This window comes from Devosia pacifica (genome assembly GCF_014652635.1).
In the GTDB taxonomy this organism is placed as follows: domain Bacteria; phylum Pseudomonadota; class Alphaproteobacteria; order Rhizobiales; family Devosiaceae; genus Devosia; species Devosia pacifica.
This window is the reverse complement of the sequence record NZ_BMZE01000004.1, coordinates 23,173-40,313: the sequence shown is the minus strand read 5'-3', so window position 1 is coordinate 40,313 and position 17,141 is coordinate 23,173. Positions and strand designations below refer to the sequence as shown.

General features: G+C 59.2%; 14 protein-coding genes. 10 read left to right on the top strand and 4 right to left on the bottom strand.

Translation table 11 applies throughout. The annotated features are described in order from the left end of the window. Positions 1 to 1,086, bottom strand: a complete 1,086-nt coding sequence (locus IE127_RS16525; protein WP_189426843.1) for a lactonase family protein — start codon at positions 1,084 to 1,086, stop codon at positions 1 to 3. A gap of 134 nt (positions 1,087 to 1,220) precedes the next feature. Between IE127_RS16525 and IE127_RS16520 the strand changes: the two genes are divergently transcribed. The 8 genes from IE127_RS16520 to IE127_RS16485 all read left to right on the top strand — a co-directional run bounded on the left by IE127_RS16520 (position 1,221) and on the right by IE127_RS16485 (position 10,863). After that, positions 1,221 to 2,216 (top strand): Gfo/Idh/MocA family protein, encoded by a 996-nt coding sequence (locus tag IE127_RS16520; RefSeq protein WP_189426842.1) that lies wholly within the window; start codon positions 1,221 to 1,223, stop codon positions 2,214 to 2,216. A gap of 76 nt (positions 2,217 to 2,292) precedes the next feature. Then, on the top strand, positions 2,293 to 3,222 hold the full coding sequence (locus tag IE127_RS16515; protein ID WP_189426841.1) for an ArsR/SmtB family transcription factor: 930 nt from the start codon (positions 2,293 to 2,295) through the stop codon (positions 3,220 to 3,222). A gap of 116 nt (positions 3,223 to 3,338) precedes the next feature. Continuing rightward, the gene (arfA, locus tag IE127_RS16510; protein WP_189426840.1) at positions 3,339 to 4,850 is read left to right on the top strand and encodes an arabinosylfuranosidase ArfA; all 1,512 of its coding nucleotides are present in this window, start codon (positions 3,339 to 3,341) and stop codon (positions 4,848 to 4,850) included. Positions 4,851 to 5,029: 179 nt separating this feature from the next. Further along, a complete protein-coding gene (locus IE127_RS16505; RefSeq protein ID WP_189426839.1) occupies positions 5,030 to 6,952 on the top strand; it encodes an ABC transporter substrate-binding protein in 1,923 nt (640 codons plus the stop codon). An 87-nt stretch (positions 6,953 to 7,039) separates the two neighbouring features. Further along, positions 7,040 to 8,044 (top strand): ABC transporter permease, encoded by a 1,005-nt coding sequence (locus tag IE127_RS16500; RefSeq protein ID WP_189426838.1) that lies wholly within the window; start codon positions 7,040 to 7,042, stop codon positions 8,042 to 8,044. 3 nt (positions 8,045 to 8,047) lie between these two features. Continuing rightward, on the top strand, positions 8,048 to 8,905 hold the full coding sequence (locus IE127_RS16495; RefSeq protein ID WP_189426837.1) for an ABC transporter permease: 858 nt from the start codon (positions 8,048 to 8,050) through the stop codon (positions 8,903 to 8,905). Positions 8,906 to 8,914: 9 nt separating this feature from the next. Next, positions 8,915 to 9,943 carry an ABC transporter ATP-binding protein gene (locus IE127_RS16490; protein WP_189426836.1) on the top strand — a complete coding sequence of 343 codons (1,029 nt, stop codon included), beginning with the start codon at positions 8,915 to 8,917 and terminating at the stop codon, positions 9,941 to 9,943. Beyond that, the gene (locus tag IE127_RS16485) at positions 9,940 to 10,863 is read left to right on the top strand and encodes an ABC transporter ATP-binding protein (protein WP_189426835.1); all 924 of its coding nucleotides are present in this window, start codon (positions 9,940 to 9,942) and stop codon (positions 10,861 to 10,863) included. The genes IE127_RS16490 and IE127_RS16485 overlap by 4 nt, the downstream gene beginning before the upstream one ends. 42 nt (positions 10,864 to 10,905) lie before the next feature. Here the strand turns inward: IE127_RS16485 and IE127_RS16480 are convergent, their stop codons facing one another. Together IE127_RS16480 and IE127_RS16475 are read right to left on the bottom strand one after the other, a co-directional pair. After that, positions 10,906 to 11,937, bottom strand: coding sequence for an aldo/keto reductase (locus tag IE127_RS16480; protein WP_189426834.1), 1,032 nt, complete (start codon positions 11,935 to 11,937; stop codon positions 10,906 to 10,908). 163 nt (positions 11,938 to 12,100) lie between these two features. After that, positions 12,101 to 12,973 carry an AraC family transcriptional regulator gene (locus tag IE127_RS16475; protein ID WP_189426833.1) on the bottom strand — a complete coding sequence of 291 codons (873 nt, stop codon included), beginning with the start codon at positions 12,971 to 12,973 and terminating at the stop codon, positions 12,101 to 12,103. Between the two features lie 134 nt (positions 12,974 to 13,107). On the opposite strand from IE127_RS16475, the gene IE127_RS16470 reads away from it, so the two are divergent. After that, entirely contained in the window at positions 13,108 to 14,562 is a 1,455-nt protein-coding gene (locus tag IE127_RS16470; RefSeq protein WP_189426832.1) for an alpha-glucosidase/alpha-galactosidase, read from the top strand. A gap of 166 nt (positions 14,563 to 14,728) precedes the next feature. After that, entirely contained in the window at positions 14,729 to 16,270 is a 1,542-nt protein-coding gene (locus IE127_RS16465) for a tryptophan halogenase family protein (protein ID WP_189426831.1), read from the top strand. A gap of 2 nt (positions 16,271 to 16,272) precedes the next feature. On the opposite strand, the gene IE127_RS16460 is transcribed toward IE127_RS16465, so the two are convergent. Beyond that, positions 16,273 to 17,133 (bottom strand): DMT family transporter, encoded by an 861-nt coding sequence (locus IE127_RS16460; RefSeq protein WP_210310538.1) that lies wholly within the window; start codon positions 17,131 to 17,133, stop codon positions 16,273 to 16,275. Between the last annotated feature and the right edge of the window lie 8 nt (positions 17,134 to 17,141).

The window sequence follows — 17,141 nt, the reverse complement described above, 5'->3', positions numbered from 1 at the left end:
TCAAGCAAAGCTGACAGCTTGAATCCGCATCGGTGTGCCAATGGCGATCGACTTGCCAGTCTGCGTCAGCGCACCGGTCTCGGCATCACGCGCAAAGATGGCGATGAGATCTGAATTGTGGTTGGCAACGAGGACATGCCTGCCAGAGGGCGTGATGGCGAAGCTGCGCGGCCACTTGCCGCCACTGGGAACGATTTCCTTCAGGCTCAAGGTGCCATCCCCGCCAACTGCGAAGACGGCCACTGAATCGTGCACGCGCGTCGAGGCATAGAGATAGCGGCCATCGGGGGAGAGATGAATGTCCGCGCCCCAGGACTGCTCAGAGTAGTCCGCTGGCAGAGTGGAAATGGTCTGGATTTCGGTCAATTCGTCGCCACTGCACTGTAATACGCTGACCGTGCATGCAATCTCGTTCATCAGGTAGACGACGCTGCCATCCTTGGCGAACGTGAAGTGGCGTGGGCCAGAGCCCGGCTGCGCCTTAAAGGCGAATGCCCGCTTTAGTTCGGTGCCTTCAAGCCGATATGCGACCAGTTCGTCCGTGCCGAGATCGGCCACGAGCAGATGGCGTTTATCCGGCGTCAGTTGCACACTGTGCGCATGACTACGGTCCTGCCTGTCGGTGCGTGGACCGGTGCCTTCATGCGCAACGCTGGCAAGCGGCGGGCTGAGGCGGCCGTCCTCGGCAATCGCATAGACGGCCATGGCACGGTCTGGGCCGCCTGTGCCTGCGCTATAGTTGGCCGTCGCCACGTGCCCCTCCCCGGTCACCGTGACATGGCAGGTGGCACGCCCAAGTGTCGGCTGCTTGTTGAGATAGGTCAGACTGCCGGCCTCGACATCGATTGCGAAGGCGGTGACGGTGCCTTCCATCCAGCTTGCAACCTCGGAAACCGCATAGAGCCTCGCATTGGGCCGGTCGACGGCGAGAAAGCTCGGATTGTCAATCTCGTCTGTGACGTGGAGACTTTCGAGGTCCAGTGTCTCCTCATTGAAGCGCATGACAGCGATCCCCTGCCCCGCTGTCAGCGTGTCGGCTGTGCGATTGATTGAACCGATAAACAGATGAACCGTGCTGTCGGACATGTCTGGGACCCTCGCGTTTGCCCGCCACCCTTGTCCGGTTCATGTTTTCAGTGCAAGACCCGAAGACTGAAAACATGAACCGGTGAGGCGGACCTGCTCGCAGGTGGCCACCGCGACCGGTCGGGGAGGACGTGATGGAATCGCTGCGCGTAGGGTTGTTGGGTTGCGGCGGCATTGGCGCGCGGCACGTGGAAGCGCTCAACGAGTTGCGAGCCTTTGCAACGCTGGTAGCGTGTTGCGGGCGCGATGAAGAACGTACGAAGTCTTTCGCTGTGGAACGCGGCGGGGCCGCCGCATACACCGATCTGTCGACAATGCTCGCTAACGAGAAGCTTGATCTGCTGATCGTGGCTCTGCCGCCGTTCGCGCACGAGGGGCAAGTCGAGGCGGCGGCACGCGCTGGTGTGCACCTTCTGGTTGAAAAGCCCATCGCGCTTGGTCTCGAGCGTGCGGAGGCAATGGTTCAGGCTGCCGATGAAGCCGGCATTGTTGCATCATGCGGCTTCATGCACCGCTTTGGCGTAGCCGTCGAAGGGTGGGAGCAGGCTCTGGCCGCGGATCGAACGGGACGGCCGGGTATGTTCACCGGCTACTTTCACTGCAACTCGCTTCACGCCCCCTGGTGGCGAACGCGCGAACTTTCAGGGGGGCAGACCGTCGAGCAATTAATCCATGTCGTCGACCTTGCACGGCATACACTGGGCATGCCGGAAACAGTCTATGCCCGTGCGGCCAACATGTTTCATCAGGACGTGCCTGGCTATGATAGTGAAGACGTGAGCGCGATGATCCTCGGCTATGGCGATGGCAGGGTCGGCGTCCTCGACGCCACAAACAGCGCCATCCCGGGCCGCTGGGAGAGTGGCTGGAAAATCATAGCCGAGAAGATGACTGGCAGCTTTGCCGGCTACAATTCTGCGGAATTCATCGACACCCAAAATCCCGAGAACGTCACCGCAGTGCCCATTGTGGGAGAGCGCGACGTGTTTGTAGCGCAGCTACAGGATGTTCTGGAAGCAATTGCCGGCAACAAAGCGCCGCATGTGCCGCTGCGCGATGGGCTCGACTCTTTGCGGATCGTACTTGCGGCTCGCCAATCGGCCGACGAAGGCAGGCAAATAACCCTCTAGCGGCAATCCTTGACCAAATCAGCTTCTCTGATACAGATGATGGATTGGTCAGAAATATTGAATAGAAGATCGTAGGATGAGCCGGAATTTTCTTGTCGTCGACCCCGAGGAAGGGCTCGATGTATTAAAGGGGCTCGCCTCTACGATCCGTGTCCGCATACTGAAGCTGCTGCATGTGGAGGGCCCGCTCAACGGTAACGACATCGCGGAAATGCTGCAGCTGCCGCAATCGACGGTCTCGACGAACCTTCAGATCCTTGAACGCGCGGGGCTGATCCGCACCGAAACGCAGAAGGCGCGCAAAGGCAATCAGAAGATCTGCCACTCCACCTTCGACGAAGTCCTGGTGATGTTCAAGAACGACATCGCGCCGGTGCGCAGCGACGGCATCGAGGTGGCGATGCCGCTCGGACTTTACACCAGTTGCGAAGTGTCGGCCCCGTGCGGATTATGCTCAAAGGACGGCATTATCGGGCTGCTTGATGTTCCAGACACGTTTCTCGACCCTGAGCGCATGAAAGCGGGTCTGATCTGGTTCACCCGCGGCTATGTTGAATACAAGTTCCCCAATAATGCCAAGCTTGGCCACACGCGCCTTGAAAGCCTCGAGGTCTCGATGGAACTCTCTTCCGAGGTTCCAGGTACATCGGCCAACTGGCCCTCGGATATCACGTTGTCGATCAACGGGATCGAATGCGGGACGTGGACCTCGCCCGGCGATTTCGGCGACAAGCGCGGGCTTTATACGCCTGATTGGTGGAAGCTGAAGGGCAGCCAGTACGGTAAGCTGAAGGACTGGCGGGTCACACCGGATGGCACCTACATTGACGGACTGAAGATCTCTCCTGTTTCCCTTCAGGATCTGGATCTCGAAACGCACCACTCGATCCGCCTGCGCATTGCAGTCAAGGAAGACGCGCGTCATCCCGGGGGCCTCAATATATTCGGCCGTGGCTTCGGCAATTATGATCAGGACATCGTTTTGCGGCTCCAAACCTCGCGCTAGCCACCGCCACATTAATTCGCGGTTTAGACGAAAGCGCACTTGCGCAAAAGGAAAGCCCTCCTGTAGAACACAATCACTGATACAAATCAGCTTTATGGGTTCAAAGGGAGGAAGACATGAAGGCCACCGTCACGGCCCACAAGGACTATACGATCGCGGAAATCGACGATCGGGTCTATGGCGCATTTCTCGAACATCTCGGACGCGCGATATACTCCGGCATTTACGAGCCGGATCATCCGACAGCCGATGCAGACGGCATGCGCGGCGACGTCGCCGAATTGGTCAAGGCGCTGAATATCCCGCTGGTGCGCTACCCCGGCGGCAACTTCGTTTCGGCCTATAACTGGGAAGACGGCATCGGCCCCAAAGAAGACCGCCCGACGCGGCTCGACCTTGCCTGGCACACCTCCGACAACAACGAAGTCGGCATTCACGAGTTCGCCAAGTGGTGCGAGACCGTCGGCACCGAAATGATGCTGGCCGTCAATCTCGGTTCGCGCGGCCTCGATGCAGCCCGCAACTTCCTCGAATACGTGAACCACCCTGGCGGCAGCTACTGGTCCGATCTGCGCATCAAGAACGGCCAGAAAGACCCGTGGAACGTCAAGGTCTGGTGCCTGGGCAACGAAATGGACGGCCCCTGGCAGGTCGGCCATAAGGACGCTGAAGAGTACGCCAAGCTTGCCAATGAGACGGCGAAGGCTATGCGTGCTTTCGACAGCTCGCTCGAACTGATCGTCTGCGGCTCGTCGCACGCGGATATGCCGACATATCCGGAGTGGGAGCGGATCGTTCTCGAGCACACATACGATGTGGTCGACCATGTCTCGCTGCACATGTATTTCCGCAATCCGGAAAAGAACACCGAGAACTTCCTGGCGCTGAATCAGAAGCTCGATCGGTATATCGAGACCATTGCCTCGACCATTCGCTACGTGAAGGGCAAAAAGCGCTCGAAACGCGACGTGTATATCTCATTCGACGAATGGAACGTGTGGTACCACTCGCAGCAGCAGGACCGCGCCATTCTTCAGGGCAGCACCGGATGGCCGCATGCACCCGCCCTTCTCGAAGACATCTACAACTTCGAGGACGTGCTGCAGGTCGGTTGCGTGATCAACACATTCATCCGTCGCTCTGACGTGGTGAAGATCGCCTGTATCGCACAGCTGGTCAACGTGATTGCCCCGATCATGACCGAGCGCGGTGGTGACGCCTGGAAGCAGACCATCTACTATCCGTACTACTTCGCCTCGATCTACGGGCGCGGCACGGCGCTGCACCTTCTGGTCAACTCGCCCGGATATGACAGCATCCACGACGACAACGTTCCGTACCTCGATGTTTCGGGCGTCCATGACGAGGAGAACGGCATGCTGACCTTCTTCCTGGTCAACCGCCATGCGAACGAATCAATCGACGTGGAGATCGGCCTTCAGGGGTTCACCGGTGGCACCATTGCCGATCATCAGGTGATGACGCACTCTAACCTCGAAGCGGTCAATACCTCCAAGAACAAGGAAGAAGTGGCACCGCGAAAAGGCAGCGGCGCACAGGTCGCGGATGGCAAGCTATCCGCATCGCTACCGCCCTATTCCTACCAGATGATCCGTGTGAAGCTCTAGGCCAGCACGATATACTGACACGAAGTGAAGCAAAGCGAGCACGCGAAAGCGTGCTCGCTTTCTTTTGTATCATCCTTTGGGGTTCATATCACTAAAGTTGTTGACACGTGGCGATGCTGCGTTAGCCTAGTCCACGTATTGAAGGGTGCTGAGGAGCCCCTTTATTGGGAGGAACATCGATGAAGAAATGGATTACCCTGGCGGCCGTTGCCGCCACGGTCGCCGGCTCTGCTTTACCTGCTGTTTCCCAGGAAGCAGCCGAAGCGCCGCCGATCAACGAATTCCCGCGTGAAGAGACGCTGATTATCAACAATCCTGAACAACCGGCGACCAACCCCGGTATGTTCAACATGTGGGTAGCCGGCAATGGCGCTGCGTGGTCCAACGGATTGCATCAGCTGTCGCTTGATACACTATGGTTCATCGACCCGGATGCTGGTCTTGATGGCGCGCTTTACAACCAGTTGGCTGCCGAGCCCTGGGAATATAATGACGACTTCACCGAGATGACGGTGAACCTTCGCGACGGCATCTATTGGAGCGATGGTGAGGAATTCACTGCGGATGACGTAGTGTTCACCGTCCAGACCCAGATCGACACGCCCGGAATGGTCTGGAGCGCTCCGTTCTCCGAATATGTAGAGAGCGTTGAGGCCGTAGACGAGCACACGGTCCACTTCACGCTCAGCAAAGCCAACTCGCGCTTCCATTCGCTGTTCTCGGTTCGCTGGAACGCCGCTTGGATCATGCCGGAACACGTTTTCTCGGAAGTTGACGACGTTCTGGCCTACGACTTCAATCCGCCTGTCAGCCTTGGGCCCTATGTCCTCAACTCCTACGACCCCAACGGCTATTGGTATATCTGGGAGAAACGCGAAGACTGGGACCGCACGGCGATCGCGGAATGGGGAGAGCCTGCACCTCAGTATGTGATCTATCGCTCGATTCCCTCTACCGACAACCGCTTGATCGAAATGGCGAACCACGATCTGGACATGATCCACGATCTGACGCCTGAAGGCATGTTCTCGCTGGTTGAACAGTGCGACACCTGCCGCGGCTGGTTCGAGGGCTTCCCCTATGCCCACCCTGACCCGACCTTGCCGATGGTGATCTTCAACACTCAGGATGAGCGTTTTGACGACCGCCGCGTGCGCTGGGCGCTTGCGCTGATGCTTGATGCGCGCCAGATTTCGATGGCGTCCTATCGTGGTGCAGCCACGCTTTCGGCGATCGCAATGCCGCCGACCGGCACGCATCCGCAGGACTACCACGCTCCCTTGCAGGAATGGCTCACGAACTACGAGCTGGACCTTGGCAATGGCGAGACGATCACTCCGTACGATCCGGATGTCGGCCTTCAGGTCGCAGAGATGGTCCGGCCGCAGTTCGGCGAAAGCGTGCCGACTGACGAGACCGCGATCCGCAATGCCTTCGGATACGGCTGGTGGCAGCAGGATATCGAAGCGGCCAATACGCTGCTTGAGCAGGCCGGCTTCACGAAGCAGGGCAACACCTGGATGACGCCGGACGGCGAACCCTTCGAGTTCACGCTCTCGACCTTTACTGAAGGCGTGATCAACCGCATGGGTACGATGGTTGCGCAGCAATGGTCGCAGCAGGGTATCCAGGTAACCCCTGAAGCCGATCCGCAAATCTTTGCTCAGACCTTGCCGTTGGGCCAGTTCGAGGTTGCCACCGCCTGGTCGATCGAGACCTGGGGCGGTAATCCGGACTTGAGCTTCTTCCTTGACAGCTGGCACTCTGACTACGTTGCCGAACCAGGCGAACGTCAGCCGCAGCGTAACTGGCAGCGTTGGGAAAACGAAGAGCTCGACCAGATCATCGAAGATATGCGTGTGACCGAGTTCACCGATACCGAAGCGAACATTGAACTTGGCAACCGGTTCATCCAGCTGATGGTCGAAGAGATGCCGGTCATTCCAGTGATGTCGTTCAACGTCTTCTCGGCGTATGACACACTCTACTGGGAGGGCTTCCCGACTGCGGAAGAAAACCCGTACGCCAATATCGTGACCAACTGGGCGAACTCCAAGTACATCCTCACCCAGCTTGAGCCGACTGGCGAAACCGCCAACTAGCTCTGACAACAGTGCGGCGCCCGGGCATGGCCACGGGCGCCGCTTCCTGCTTTGAAGTCCGGTTCTGTCGAGAGGTTTGGTATCGGGATGCGCGCCTATTTGTTATTTGCGCTCAAACGGTTATTGCAGCTTACCGCTGTTGTGTTCGCAGGTGTTTCAGCTGCATTCTTCATCTCCCGGCTGTCTCCGATCAGTCCGGTTGAATCCATCATCGGACGTGTTTCCGGCAATTCCAGTTTCTCGCCACAGGCGATCGAGTCCTTGCGTTCCACGCTCAACGAGCTGTTCGGGCTAAATATTCCGCTTCATGAGCAGTACTTCAATTTTCTCGGCCGGCTAATTGTCGGTGATCTAGGGCCCTCGCTGATCGCCTTCCCCACACCGGCAATGCAGCTTGTAATGCTTGCACTGCCTTGGACAGTGGGACTGCTCACGGTCTCAATCATCATAACCTGGTTGCTCGGTAATATCCTCGGCGGGCTCGCCGGCTACTACCAAAACTCGCGACTGCTCAAGGCGTTTGGCGTCTTGGCTATCGGCGTGCAGCCAATTCCCTATTACATCGTCGCTTTCTTGATGGTGATCATTTTCGGCTTCCTTTGGCCGGTCCTTCCGATCAGTGGCGGCTTCTCGATGAACGTCAGGCCCGGCTGGACGCCGCAGTTTATCCTATCGATCCTGCATCACTCGATCTTGCCAGCTACATCGCTGGTCCTTGTCGGCATGGGCACTTGGTTCCTGGGAATGCGCTCTCTGGTCTCCAACATCGTCACCGAGGATTATGTAACGTACGCAGAAATCGCAGGGGTCAAAGAGGAGCGCATCGTAGGCTCCTATGTGATCCGCAACGCCCTGGTGCCGCAGCTTACGGCTTTGGCGATGGCGCTAGGCGGTATTTTTTCGGGCACGATCATCACCGAGCAAGTGTTCTCCTATCCTGGGCTCGGGACTCTTTTAATCCGAGCCGTCAACGGTGGCGACTCCACACTCGTGCTGGCGGTGTCCTCCGTCGCCGTGATTGCCGTGGCATCTGCGATCTTCGTCATCGACATGATCCACCCACTGCTCGACCCACGCGTGAAGGTGGAATAGGCCATGCTGTCCGTTTTCAAAGATCTCATTCGCTACAACCGAGAGTTCACGATCGGCCTCTTGCTGGTGTCGCTTATCGTCATCTTCGCCTGTCTGAGCTTTTTCTCGCCATACCCAGCGCAGGATATCTATGTGGTCATCCCTGACCAGCCGCCCAGCTGGCAGTATTGGTTCGGGACAAACTCGCGCGGCCAAGACCTCTTCTGGCAGCTGAGCTTCGCGTTCCGGAACACGCTGACATTTGGCATTATCGTTGCGGTGCTAAGCCGCCTGATCTCGATCACCATAGGACTCGCATCCGGCTATCTGGGCGGGTGGGTTGACCGCATCTTGATGTTTTTCAACGACATTTTTGTTGCGATCCCGATTTTCCCAATCCTGATCCTTTTCTATTTCGTGCTGAGGAGCGATCTGAACACCTATACGCTCGCGGTTATCATGGCGTGCCTTGGTTGGGCGTTCGATGCCCGGCTGATCCGCTCGGTGGCGCTTGGTCTCCGGTTCCGCGAATTTACCCGCCAGGCGATTTTCGCCGGAATGTCACCGCGCAAGATCATGATGGAAGAACACTTGCCCTACGTCATGCCGATCGTCTTCTCGACCGCGATGGCCAACATGATCTGGTCGATCGGGTTCGAAGTGACTTTGGCCGTTCTCGGATTTACCAACATCAACATCCCTACTGTGGGCACAGCGCTTTATTGGGCAAACAACCATTCAGCCATGGTGGTGGGCGTGTGGTGGTGGATCATCATTCCGGTCGTGCTGCTGGTCATGATGTTCCTCGGGCTGTTCTTGCTCGCTGTTTCCATCAACGAATATATCGACCCGCGCAGCCGGCTCCGCCGGATGGGCAGCTAGGAGGCCATGATGGACACCGTTCTCGATGTCAAAGGCCTCAAGGCCTACTATCTCATGAAGTATTTCGGCATCTCCCGCGAAGTGCGGGCGGTGGACGACATTACAATGAGCATTCGCCGCAACGAGATTTATGGGATTGCCGGCGAGAGTTCGAGCGGCAAAACCTCGCTGATCAAGGTGCTCGCCGCTGCCATGCGGCCCCCGCTCGAAGTTGTTGATGGATCTGTGAGGTATCATTTCAACGGCGAGGAGATCGACCCGACCACCGCCAGCAAGGAGGACCTGAAGCGCATCCGCTGGAAGCACCTGAGCTACATCATGCAGGGTTCCATGAGCGTGCTAAATCCGGTGCGCCGGATCGAACGGACCTTCGCCGATTTTGCAAAGGAGCCGCTGGGCCTGTCGGGACCGGCCTTCAGGGAACGTGTGGAACAGCATCTGAGCAGCCTCAAGCTGCCACCATCCGTGCTTCGTTCCTATCCGCACGAACTGTCCGGCGGCATGCGCCAGCGCGTCACTATTGGGCTCGCCACGGTATGCCATCCAGAGTTCATCATTGCAGACGAACCGACGACGGCGCTCGATGTGGTGGTGCAAAAGGAAGTGCTGTCGATGATCCGCGAGATCCAGCAGAAGATGGGGTCTTCGGTGGTGTTCGTGACGCACGACATGTCGGTGCACGCCAACATGGCTGACCGTATCGGCATTATCTATGCGGGCCGGCTGGTCGAAGAAGGCCCGACGCGCCAGATGTTCTTTGCGCCGAAGCACCCTTATACGGCGCATCTCGTCGCAAGCCTGCCGCGCATTGGCGATACCACGCAGCGCCCTGCCCTTGAGGGCAAGCCGCCTAACCTCGCTGACCCCCCGCCCGGTTGTCGGTTCCATCCGCGCTGCCCGCTGGCGATCGACAAGTGCCGGACTGATGTTCCGCCGCTTGAAACCGTGGACACTGATCACCGCACGGCCTGCTGGCGCTGGCAGGATGTGCGTCCCCTCGATGGTGCGCCGACTGGCAAAATGGAGGCGCAGCTATGACGGACCTGCTTGAAATCCGGAACGTCTGGAAGCGCTTCCCGATGGGCGGATTGCTGTCACGTGCTCACATCGACGCGGTACAGGATGCCAGCTTCTCGTTAACCGCGGACAAGCCTGAGATCTTCACGATCATCGGGGAATCCGGATCGGGCAAGACGACACTGGCGCGCATGATCCTCGGACTTGAACAGCCAAGTGAAGGGGAGATCCTGTTCAAGGGACAGTCGGTCAGCCGAAACATGAACCGCGAAAAGCGCCTCGAGTTCATGAGCCAGGTGCAACCGGTGTTCCAGAATCCGTTCGAGGCGTTCAATCCGTTGAAGCGCATTGATCGCTACCTGGCCTCGACCGCCAGGCAGTTTCTCAAGACAAGCGACCGGGCGAAAATCGATGCGGCGATGGATGACGCGCTGCAAAAAGTCGGCCTCAGCCTCAAGGAAATTGCCGGTCGCTATCCTCACGAGTTGTCGGGCGGTCAGTTGCAGCGTTGCGCCATTGCGCGGGCGCTGATCCCCAACCCGCCATTGCTCATCGCGGACGAGCCGGTTTCAATGGTCGACGCTTCGCTGCGCATGGCGATCGTCAATCTGCTGCGCTCGCTGCGGGATGATTTCGGGGTCTCGGTGATCTACATCACGCACGATCTGGCAACGGCTTACTATATCTCTGACCGCCTGATCATCATGCAAAAGGGCCGCATTGTCGAAATGGGCGACGCCCGCGTGGTGCTTAGTGATCCGGAGCACCCGTATTCAAGGTTGCTGAAAGCGTCTGTGCTCTCGAGCGAGGATGCAGGCCAAGGCAAGCTGGCGACGAACCCGGACATGGTGGCAGAAGCAAACCGATTGGCGACGATGCCATCGAGCCGGCTGCAGGAGCGTCCGGACGGGCGTTTGGTGCGGACATACGAAGGGGCCTGAACGGCCCCTTCTCTTTGTTCGATCTACCGGTGGTGCCGGTGATTAGCGGCCGCCTTCGATCTTGCGGTGGCGCTGGTTGACGCCGTTTTCGCCATACGGGTAGCCCGGCTGCTTCGGTGCGCTGACTTCATCAAGCGTCTTGATATCGTCTACGCTCAGGGCGAGATCGGCGGCAGCCATGTTGTCTGCCAACTGCTCGCGCTTGCGGGCGCCGAGGATGACCGAGGTCATGGCCGGGCGCTGGTTGAGCCATGCCAAGGCCACCTGTGCAGGACTGACACCATGGCCATCAGCAACCGCCTGCACCGCTTCAATGATCTTCCAGACGCGCTCGTCCGAATTGCGCGGGCCGTAAGCTTCTGAACCACGGTTCGGATTCTCCCCGAGCCGGGTTGCGCCCGTTGGCTGGGTGTCGCGCTTGTACTTGCCGGTCAGCCAGCCGCCACCGAGGGGCGACCAGGGCAAGAGGCCCATCTTCGCATCCTCGCAGGCCGGGACGATCTCGTGCTCGATATCGCGTACCAAAAGATTGTAGTGAGGCTGCAGCGTGACAGGAGCGCTGTAGCCCAGCATCTTGGCGGTATAAACGGCCTTGCTGATTTGCCAGCCGATGTAGTTCGAAAAGCCGTAATAGCCGATCTTGCCGGCTGAAACGGCATCATCGAGAAACCGCAGGGTCTCCTCGATCGGGGTCAAGGCATCCCATGCGTGCATCTGGTAAAGATCGATGCGTTCGACATCGAGCCGCTTCAAAGATGCGTTGAGCGCATCGTCAAGGTGTCTACGTGACAGGCCGAGATCGTTAGGCCCCTGCCCCATCGGAAAACGCCCCTTGGTGGCGACGACGGCCTGACGCGCCTCGGTCGGCCGGGCCTTCAGCCAGCGACCAATGATTTCTTCGGAAACGCCGGCAGAATAGACGTCTGCGGTATCGAGAAAATTGCCGCCAGCGGCAAAATAATCGTCCATCAGCGCGAATGAGGTGTCTTCGTCGGCCTCGCTGCCAAAGGTCATCGTGCCGAGGGCGAATTCCGATACAACGGCACCAGAGTTGCCGAGCTTGCGGTACTTCATGAGTAGTCCTCCCTGCAATGTCGGGTTGCGTCGCGATCCGGCAGCCTGCGCCCCTGCGGGGAACGGCATTGAAAGAACACGTCGGATCGGACTGAAATTGCGAAGTGCGTTGAACACGCACACTCAGTGGAGCATGCCTTGCCATTGCATGCAAGGCGCCGCCTCAGGCGCCGACATGCTCGCGCATGAAACGCCGATATTCGAGAGGAGACTTTCCCTCGGCGCGGCGGAACGACTTGGCAAGATAGTTGGCGTTTGCGAAACCAGTGGCAGCGGCAATGTCTCCCACGGACAGATCGGTTGCCAATAACAGGCGCTGCACACGCTCGATGCGGGCCGAAAAAACAAAGGCGGCCGGTCCAAGACCTGTCGCCGCTGAGAACTGACGCACGAAATGGGATCGGCTCATCTGTGCGATTGCCGCCAGGCGCTCGACATGCATTGGGCGGGTAACATCCTCTTCGACATAGGCAACGACGCGCGCTATCGCCGGGGGCAGCTCGGGGCTGACCGGCTGGCGCCCGGCAAACACCGCATCATGAAGCGCCATCATGGTGGTGTAAGCCAGTGAGGAGACTTCGCCCGGCTGCAACTCGGGTCGCGAGATCAGGCTGAGGCAGGCCGCCGCCATTCGGTCAATGACGGCTTGCGACGGCGAAATTACCGGGCCGTTTGCGTCGATGATGTCGCGCGCCAGCCTCAACGCCTCCCGACCATTCAGAACGATCCAGAAATATTCCCAGGTCTGGCCGGGCTCGAGCCAGTAGCGGTGCGCATGCGGCATCGCCAGTACCATCGTCTGGCCGCGGGTCAGCGCAAAATCGGCGCCCGCGAAATCGAGACGCCCGCGTCCCGAAAGCGTGTGCTGCACCACCAGGAAAGGGGCATTGCCGCGCCGGCGACCATCCCAGGAATACACTTCATTGGCGCGCTGTTCGTACCCTGCGCTGATGGCCATCGCGTGCAACGGCACATGGCCGCGCGCCAAGTCAACGGCACGCACTGCATGACCGTATTCCAACAGATCTTTCAGCACAAAATTACCCTAAGCGGCATAACCTTTCTCTACACGTCCGGAACGCAGGACGCTAGTGATGGGGCAAACTTACGGCCACTCGACCGGGCGTTCTCAGAGAAGGCGCATCGAGCGGCATTTCTAGGAGGAAATCCATGTCATTCAAGGTTGCCATTATCGGTGCCGGTTCCGTCGGCTTCACCAAAACGCTCATCTCCGATCTGCTGAAGGTGCCGGAGTTTGTCGATGTCGAGTTCGCGCTGACCGACCTCAATGAGCACAATCTCGACATGATCCGGCAGATCATCGAGAAGATCGTATCGGTCAACAATCTACCCACCAAGGTCACGGCGACGACTGACCGGCGAGAGGCGATCAGTGGCGCGCGCTACATCATGAGCTGCGTGCGTGTCGGCGGGCTCGAGGCCTTTTCAAGCGATATCTCGGTGCCGCTGAAATACGGCGTCGACCAGTGCGTCGGCGACACCATCTGCGCCGGCGGCATTCTTTATGGCCAGCGCAACATTCCGGTGATCCTCGACTTCTGCAAGGACATTCGCGAAGTTGCCGAACCCGGCGCTAAATTCCTCAACTACGCCAACCCGATGGCGATGAACACCTGGGCCGCCAACGCCTATGGCGGCGTCGAAACGATCGGGCTTTGCCACGGCGTGCAGCACGGGGCCGACCAGATCGCCAAGGTGCTGGGCGTCGAAAATGACGAGCTGGACTATGTCTGCTCAGGCATCAATCACCAGACCTGGTACATCGATATCAGGGCCAAGGGCCGCAAGATCGAGAAGGACGAACTGGTCGCCGCCTTCGAGAAGCACCCGGTATATTCGCAGCAGGAGAAGGTCCGGATCGACGTTCTCAAGCGCTTCGGCGTCTATTCCACCGAATCCAATGGCCACCTGTCCGAGTACCTGCCCTGGTACCGCAAGCGCCCTGAAGAGATCGGCAACTGGATCGACATGAGCGACTGGATCCACGGCGAGACCGGCGGATATCTGCGCTATTCGACCGAACGCCGGAACTGGTTCGAGACCGATTTCCCGAAGTTCCTCGATCAGGCCGGCAAGCCGCTGAGCGAGCACAAGCGCACCAGCGAGCACGCCAGCCATATCATCGAGGCGCTGGAAACCGGCCGCGTGTATCGTGGACATTTCAATGTTCGCAATAACGGCATCATTCGCAACCTGCCGAGCGATGCGATCATCGAGAGCACCGGTTTTGTCGACAGGTTCGGCCTCAACATGGTCGAGGGCATCGAACTGCCGATGGCCTGTGCCGCCACGTGCTCCGTGTCGGTTTCGGTTCAGCGGATGAGCGTCGAGGCGGCGATGACCGGCGATCTCGACATGCTCAAGCTTGCCGTGCTGCACGATCCGCTGGTTGGCGCCATCTGCACGCCGGACGAAGTGTGGGCAATGGTCGACGAAATGGTCGTCACCCAAGCCAAGTGGCTGCCGCAATACGCCGATGCCATTCCGGCTGCCAAGGAGCGCATGGAAAAGTCGACCGTGAAAACGCGCGACTGGGAAGGCGCTGCCCGCAAGCGCGTGCGCGGTGTCGAAGAGCTTCGCGAGATGGCTGGCGGTCACCACTGATCGAGACTGCTAGATCTGTTAATCAGCAGGCTGCCGCGGTGACGTGGCGGCCTGTTTTCGTCTGGTGTGTATCGTCGCCTCTGGGCTATCAACGGACCAATGAGTTGCCGCGCTATCGTTGCGGCGAAGATGGCACAAGGATGCTGTCTGCAGGAGGGGAGACAGCATGAGCGATCCGGCACATTTCGTCATCGTGGGCGGTGGCACGGCTGGCTGGCTGGCGGCGTTCATTCTTCAGGATGCGGTGCGCCGAAAGAGCATCGATGCAAGGATCAGCGTCATTGAGTCCACGAAGATTCCGAATGTGGGTGTCGGCGAGGCGACCACCGCAGCCTTCAGGGTGCTTCTCCAATATTTCCGCATCGACGAGTTCGAATTTTTCCGCAAGACCGAAGCCACGTTCAAGCTAGGCATTCGGCACCAGGACTGGCGGCGAAAGGGATATACCTATTACGGACCGATCGATGACCCGCACCAGGTGGTGAAGACGCCGAAGGGCGTGCCATCGGATTTTCTCAACGTTTACAGCGTTGCAGCGGGCCGACCCGTGCAGGACATGCATTTGTTCCAGCCGCTGCTGGAGCAGCATAAGGCACCCTATGCCTTCAAGGACGATGGCTCGCTGATTGCGCTGGGGCCGTACCACCACGCCTATCACTTCGATCAGGCGCTGGTCGGCAAGTTCTTTGCTGAAAAGGCCGAGGGCGTCGACGTCATCGATGCGCTGGTCTCGGATATCGAGCGGAACGCCGAGACCGGCGATATCGCCGCGCTTCGGCTTGATGACGGCACGCGCCTCAAGGGCGATTTCTTCATCGACGCCACGGGCTTTCGCAAGCAGCTGATCGTCAAGGGGCTCGACGCCTCCTGGATTTCCTATGCCAACGAGCTGCCGGTTAATCGCGCCCTGCCCTTCTGGCTCGATATCGGCGAAGACGAGGAGATTGCCACCTATACGCGGGCCTGGGCACAGGATTCCGGCTGGATGTGGATGATTCCGACGCAGTCACGCTATGGCTGCGGCTATGTTTATTCCGATGCGCACACGACGGCCGATGAGGCAAAACGCGAGGTCGAGCAGCGGCTCGGTCGTGAGATCGAAGTACGCGGCGATATCCGCTTTTCGGTTGGGCGGCTCGAAACGCCATGGAAGAACAATTGTCTGGCGGTCGGGCTGAGCTCGAGCTTTCTGGAGCCGCTGGAGTCGACCTCCATCCACGGCACGATTGTGCAGATGATGATGTTCGCCGAGGCGTTTCTCAAGGCGCCCGAGCAGATGACGCCCACGGACCGCGATGGATACAATAGCCGGGTAGCGCGCCAGGTCGATGACTTCCGGACCTTCGTCAACACGCACTACATGACCGAGCGGGACGACACGCCCTTCTGGCGCGACGTGCGAGAAAACCGCATTCACGGTGAAACGCGCCGGCGGCTCGATTTCTGGAAACGGCATATGCCGCGCCGGGAGCAGTTTCGCGATTATCTTGGCGGTCTACCGCACATCGAGACACAGCTTTACTACCCAGTGCTCGACGGGTTGGGGCTGCTGGATCAATCCGTGGCGCGTCAGGAGATGGAGCGCACGCCAAAGCTACGCCGGTTCGCCCAGCAAACGGTCGAGGGGCTGACACGGGAGTATCGCGCGGCCGCCGGCAAGGCGATCGGCCATTCCGCGTTTCTCCGGCATGTGCGAGACATGCGCTAGACTTATGCCCGACGGGTGACGAGGCCAACGCCGATAACGGCCACCACCATGCCGATGATTGCCATCGGGGTCATGGTCTCACCCATGACCAGCCAGCTGATCAGCGCAGCAACCGGCGGCACGAGAAAGAACAGCGCCGATACCCTTGAGGCCTCAGACTGCCTGATCATGAAGAGCAGCAGCGAAACCGCAATCAGCGAATTGGCGACAACCAGCCAGGCGAGGGCGACTGCGAGTTCCGTCCCCCAATCAATCGGTGTTGTCTCAAAGCTCAAGGCAAACGGCGTGATGGTGACGAAGCCGACGACGTAGTGCACCAGATTGACGGTGACCGGATGCGCCGCGACCGGAAACCGCTTCTGATAGAGCGTTGCGGCGGCCATGCCGAATGCCGAGCCGGCGCACAAGAAAAGTCCGACATCGAGCGCGGAATCGAAGGGGCGATCCGCCCCGATGACCACCAGAACGGCGCCAATGGCACCGAGCAACAGGCCTGCCCATTTCAGCCGACCGATATGCTCGCTGGTGACCAGTGGGGCAGCGAGGCCGACGATCAGAGGCTGTGTCGAGGCGATGACGGCGGCAATGCCGGCAGAGACGCCGAGGCTCATGCCAGCATAAGCGAGGCCGAAATAGACCGACTGGATGAGAAAGCCGACGGCCACCAGATGCAGCCATTCGACGGGTGCCTTTGGCAATGGCGGGCGCATGACGACGGCAATGACGACGAACAGCACGACGATGATGCCGAAGCGCAGCGACAGCAGCGTCAACGGCGCCGCGTGCTCAAGGCCGAGTTTTGCAAAAGCGAAGCCGGACGCCCATAAGACCAGGAACAACGCCGGGGCGGTGCGTACCAGCATGGGTATTT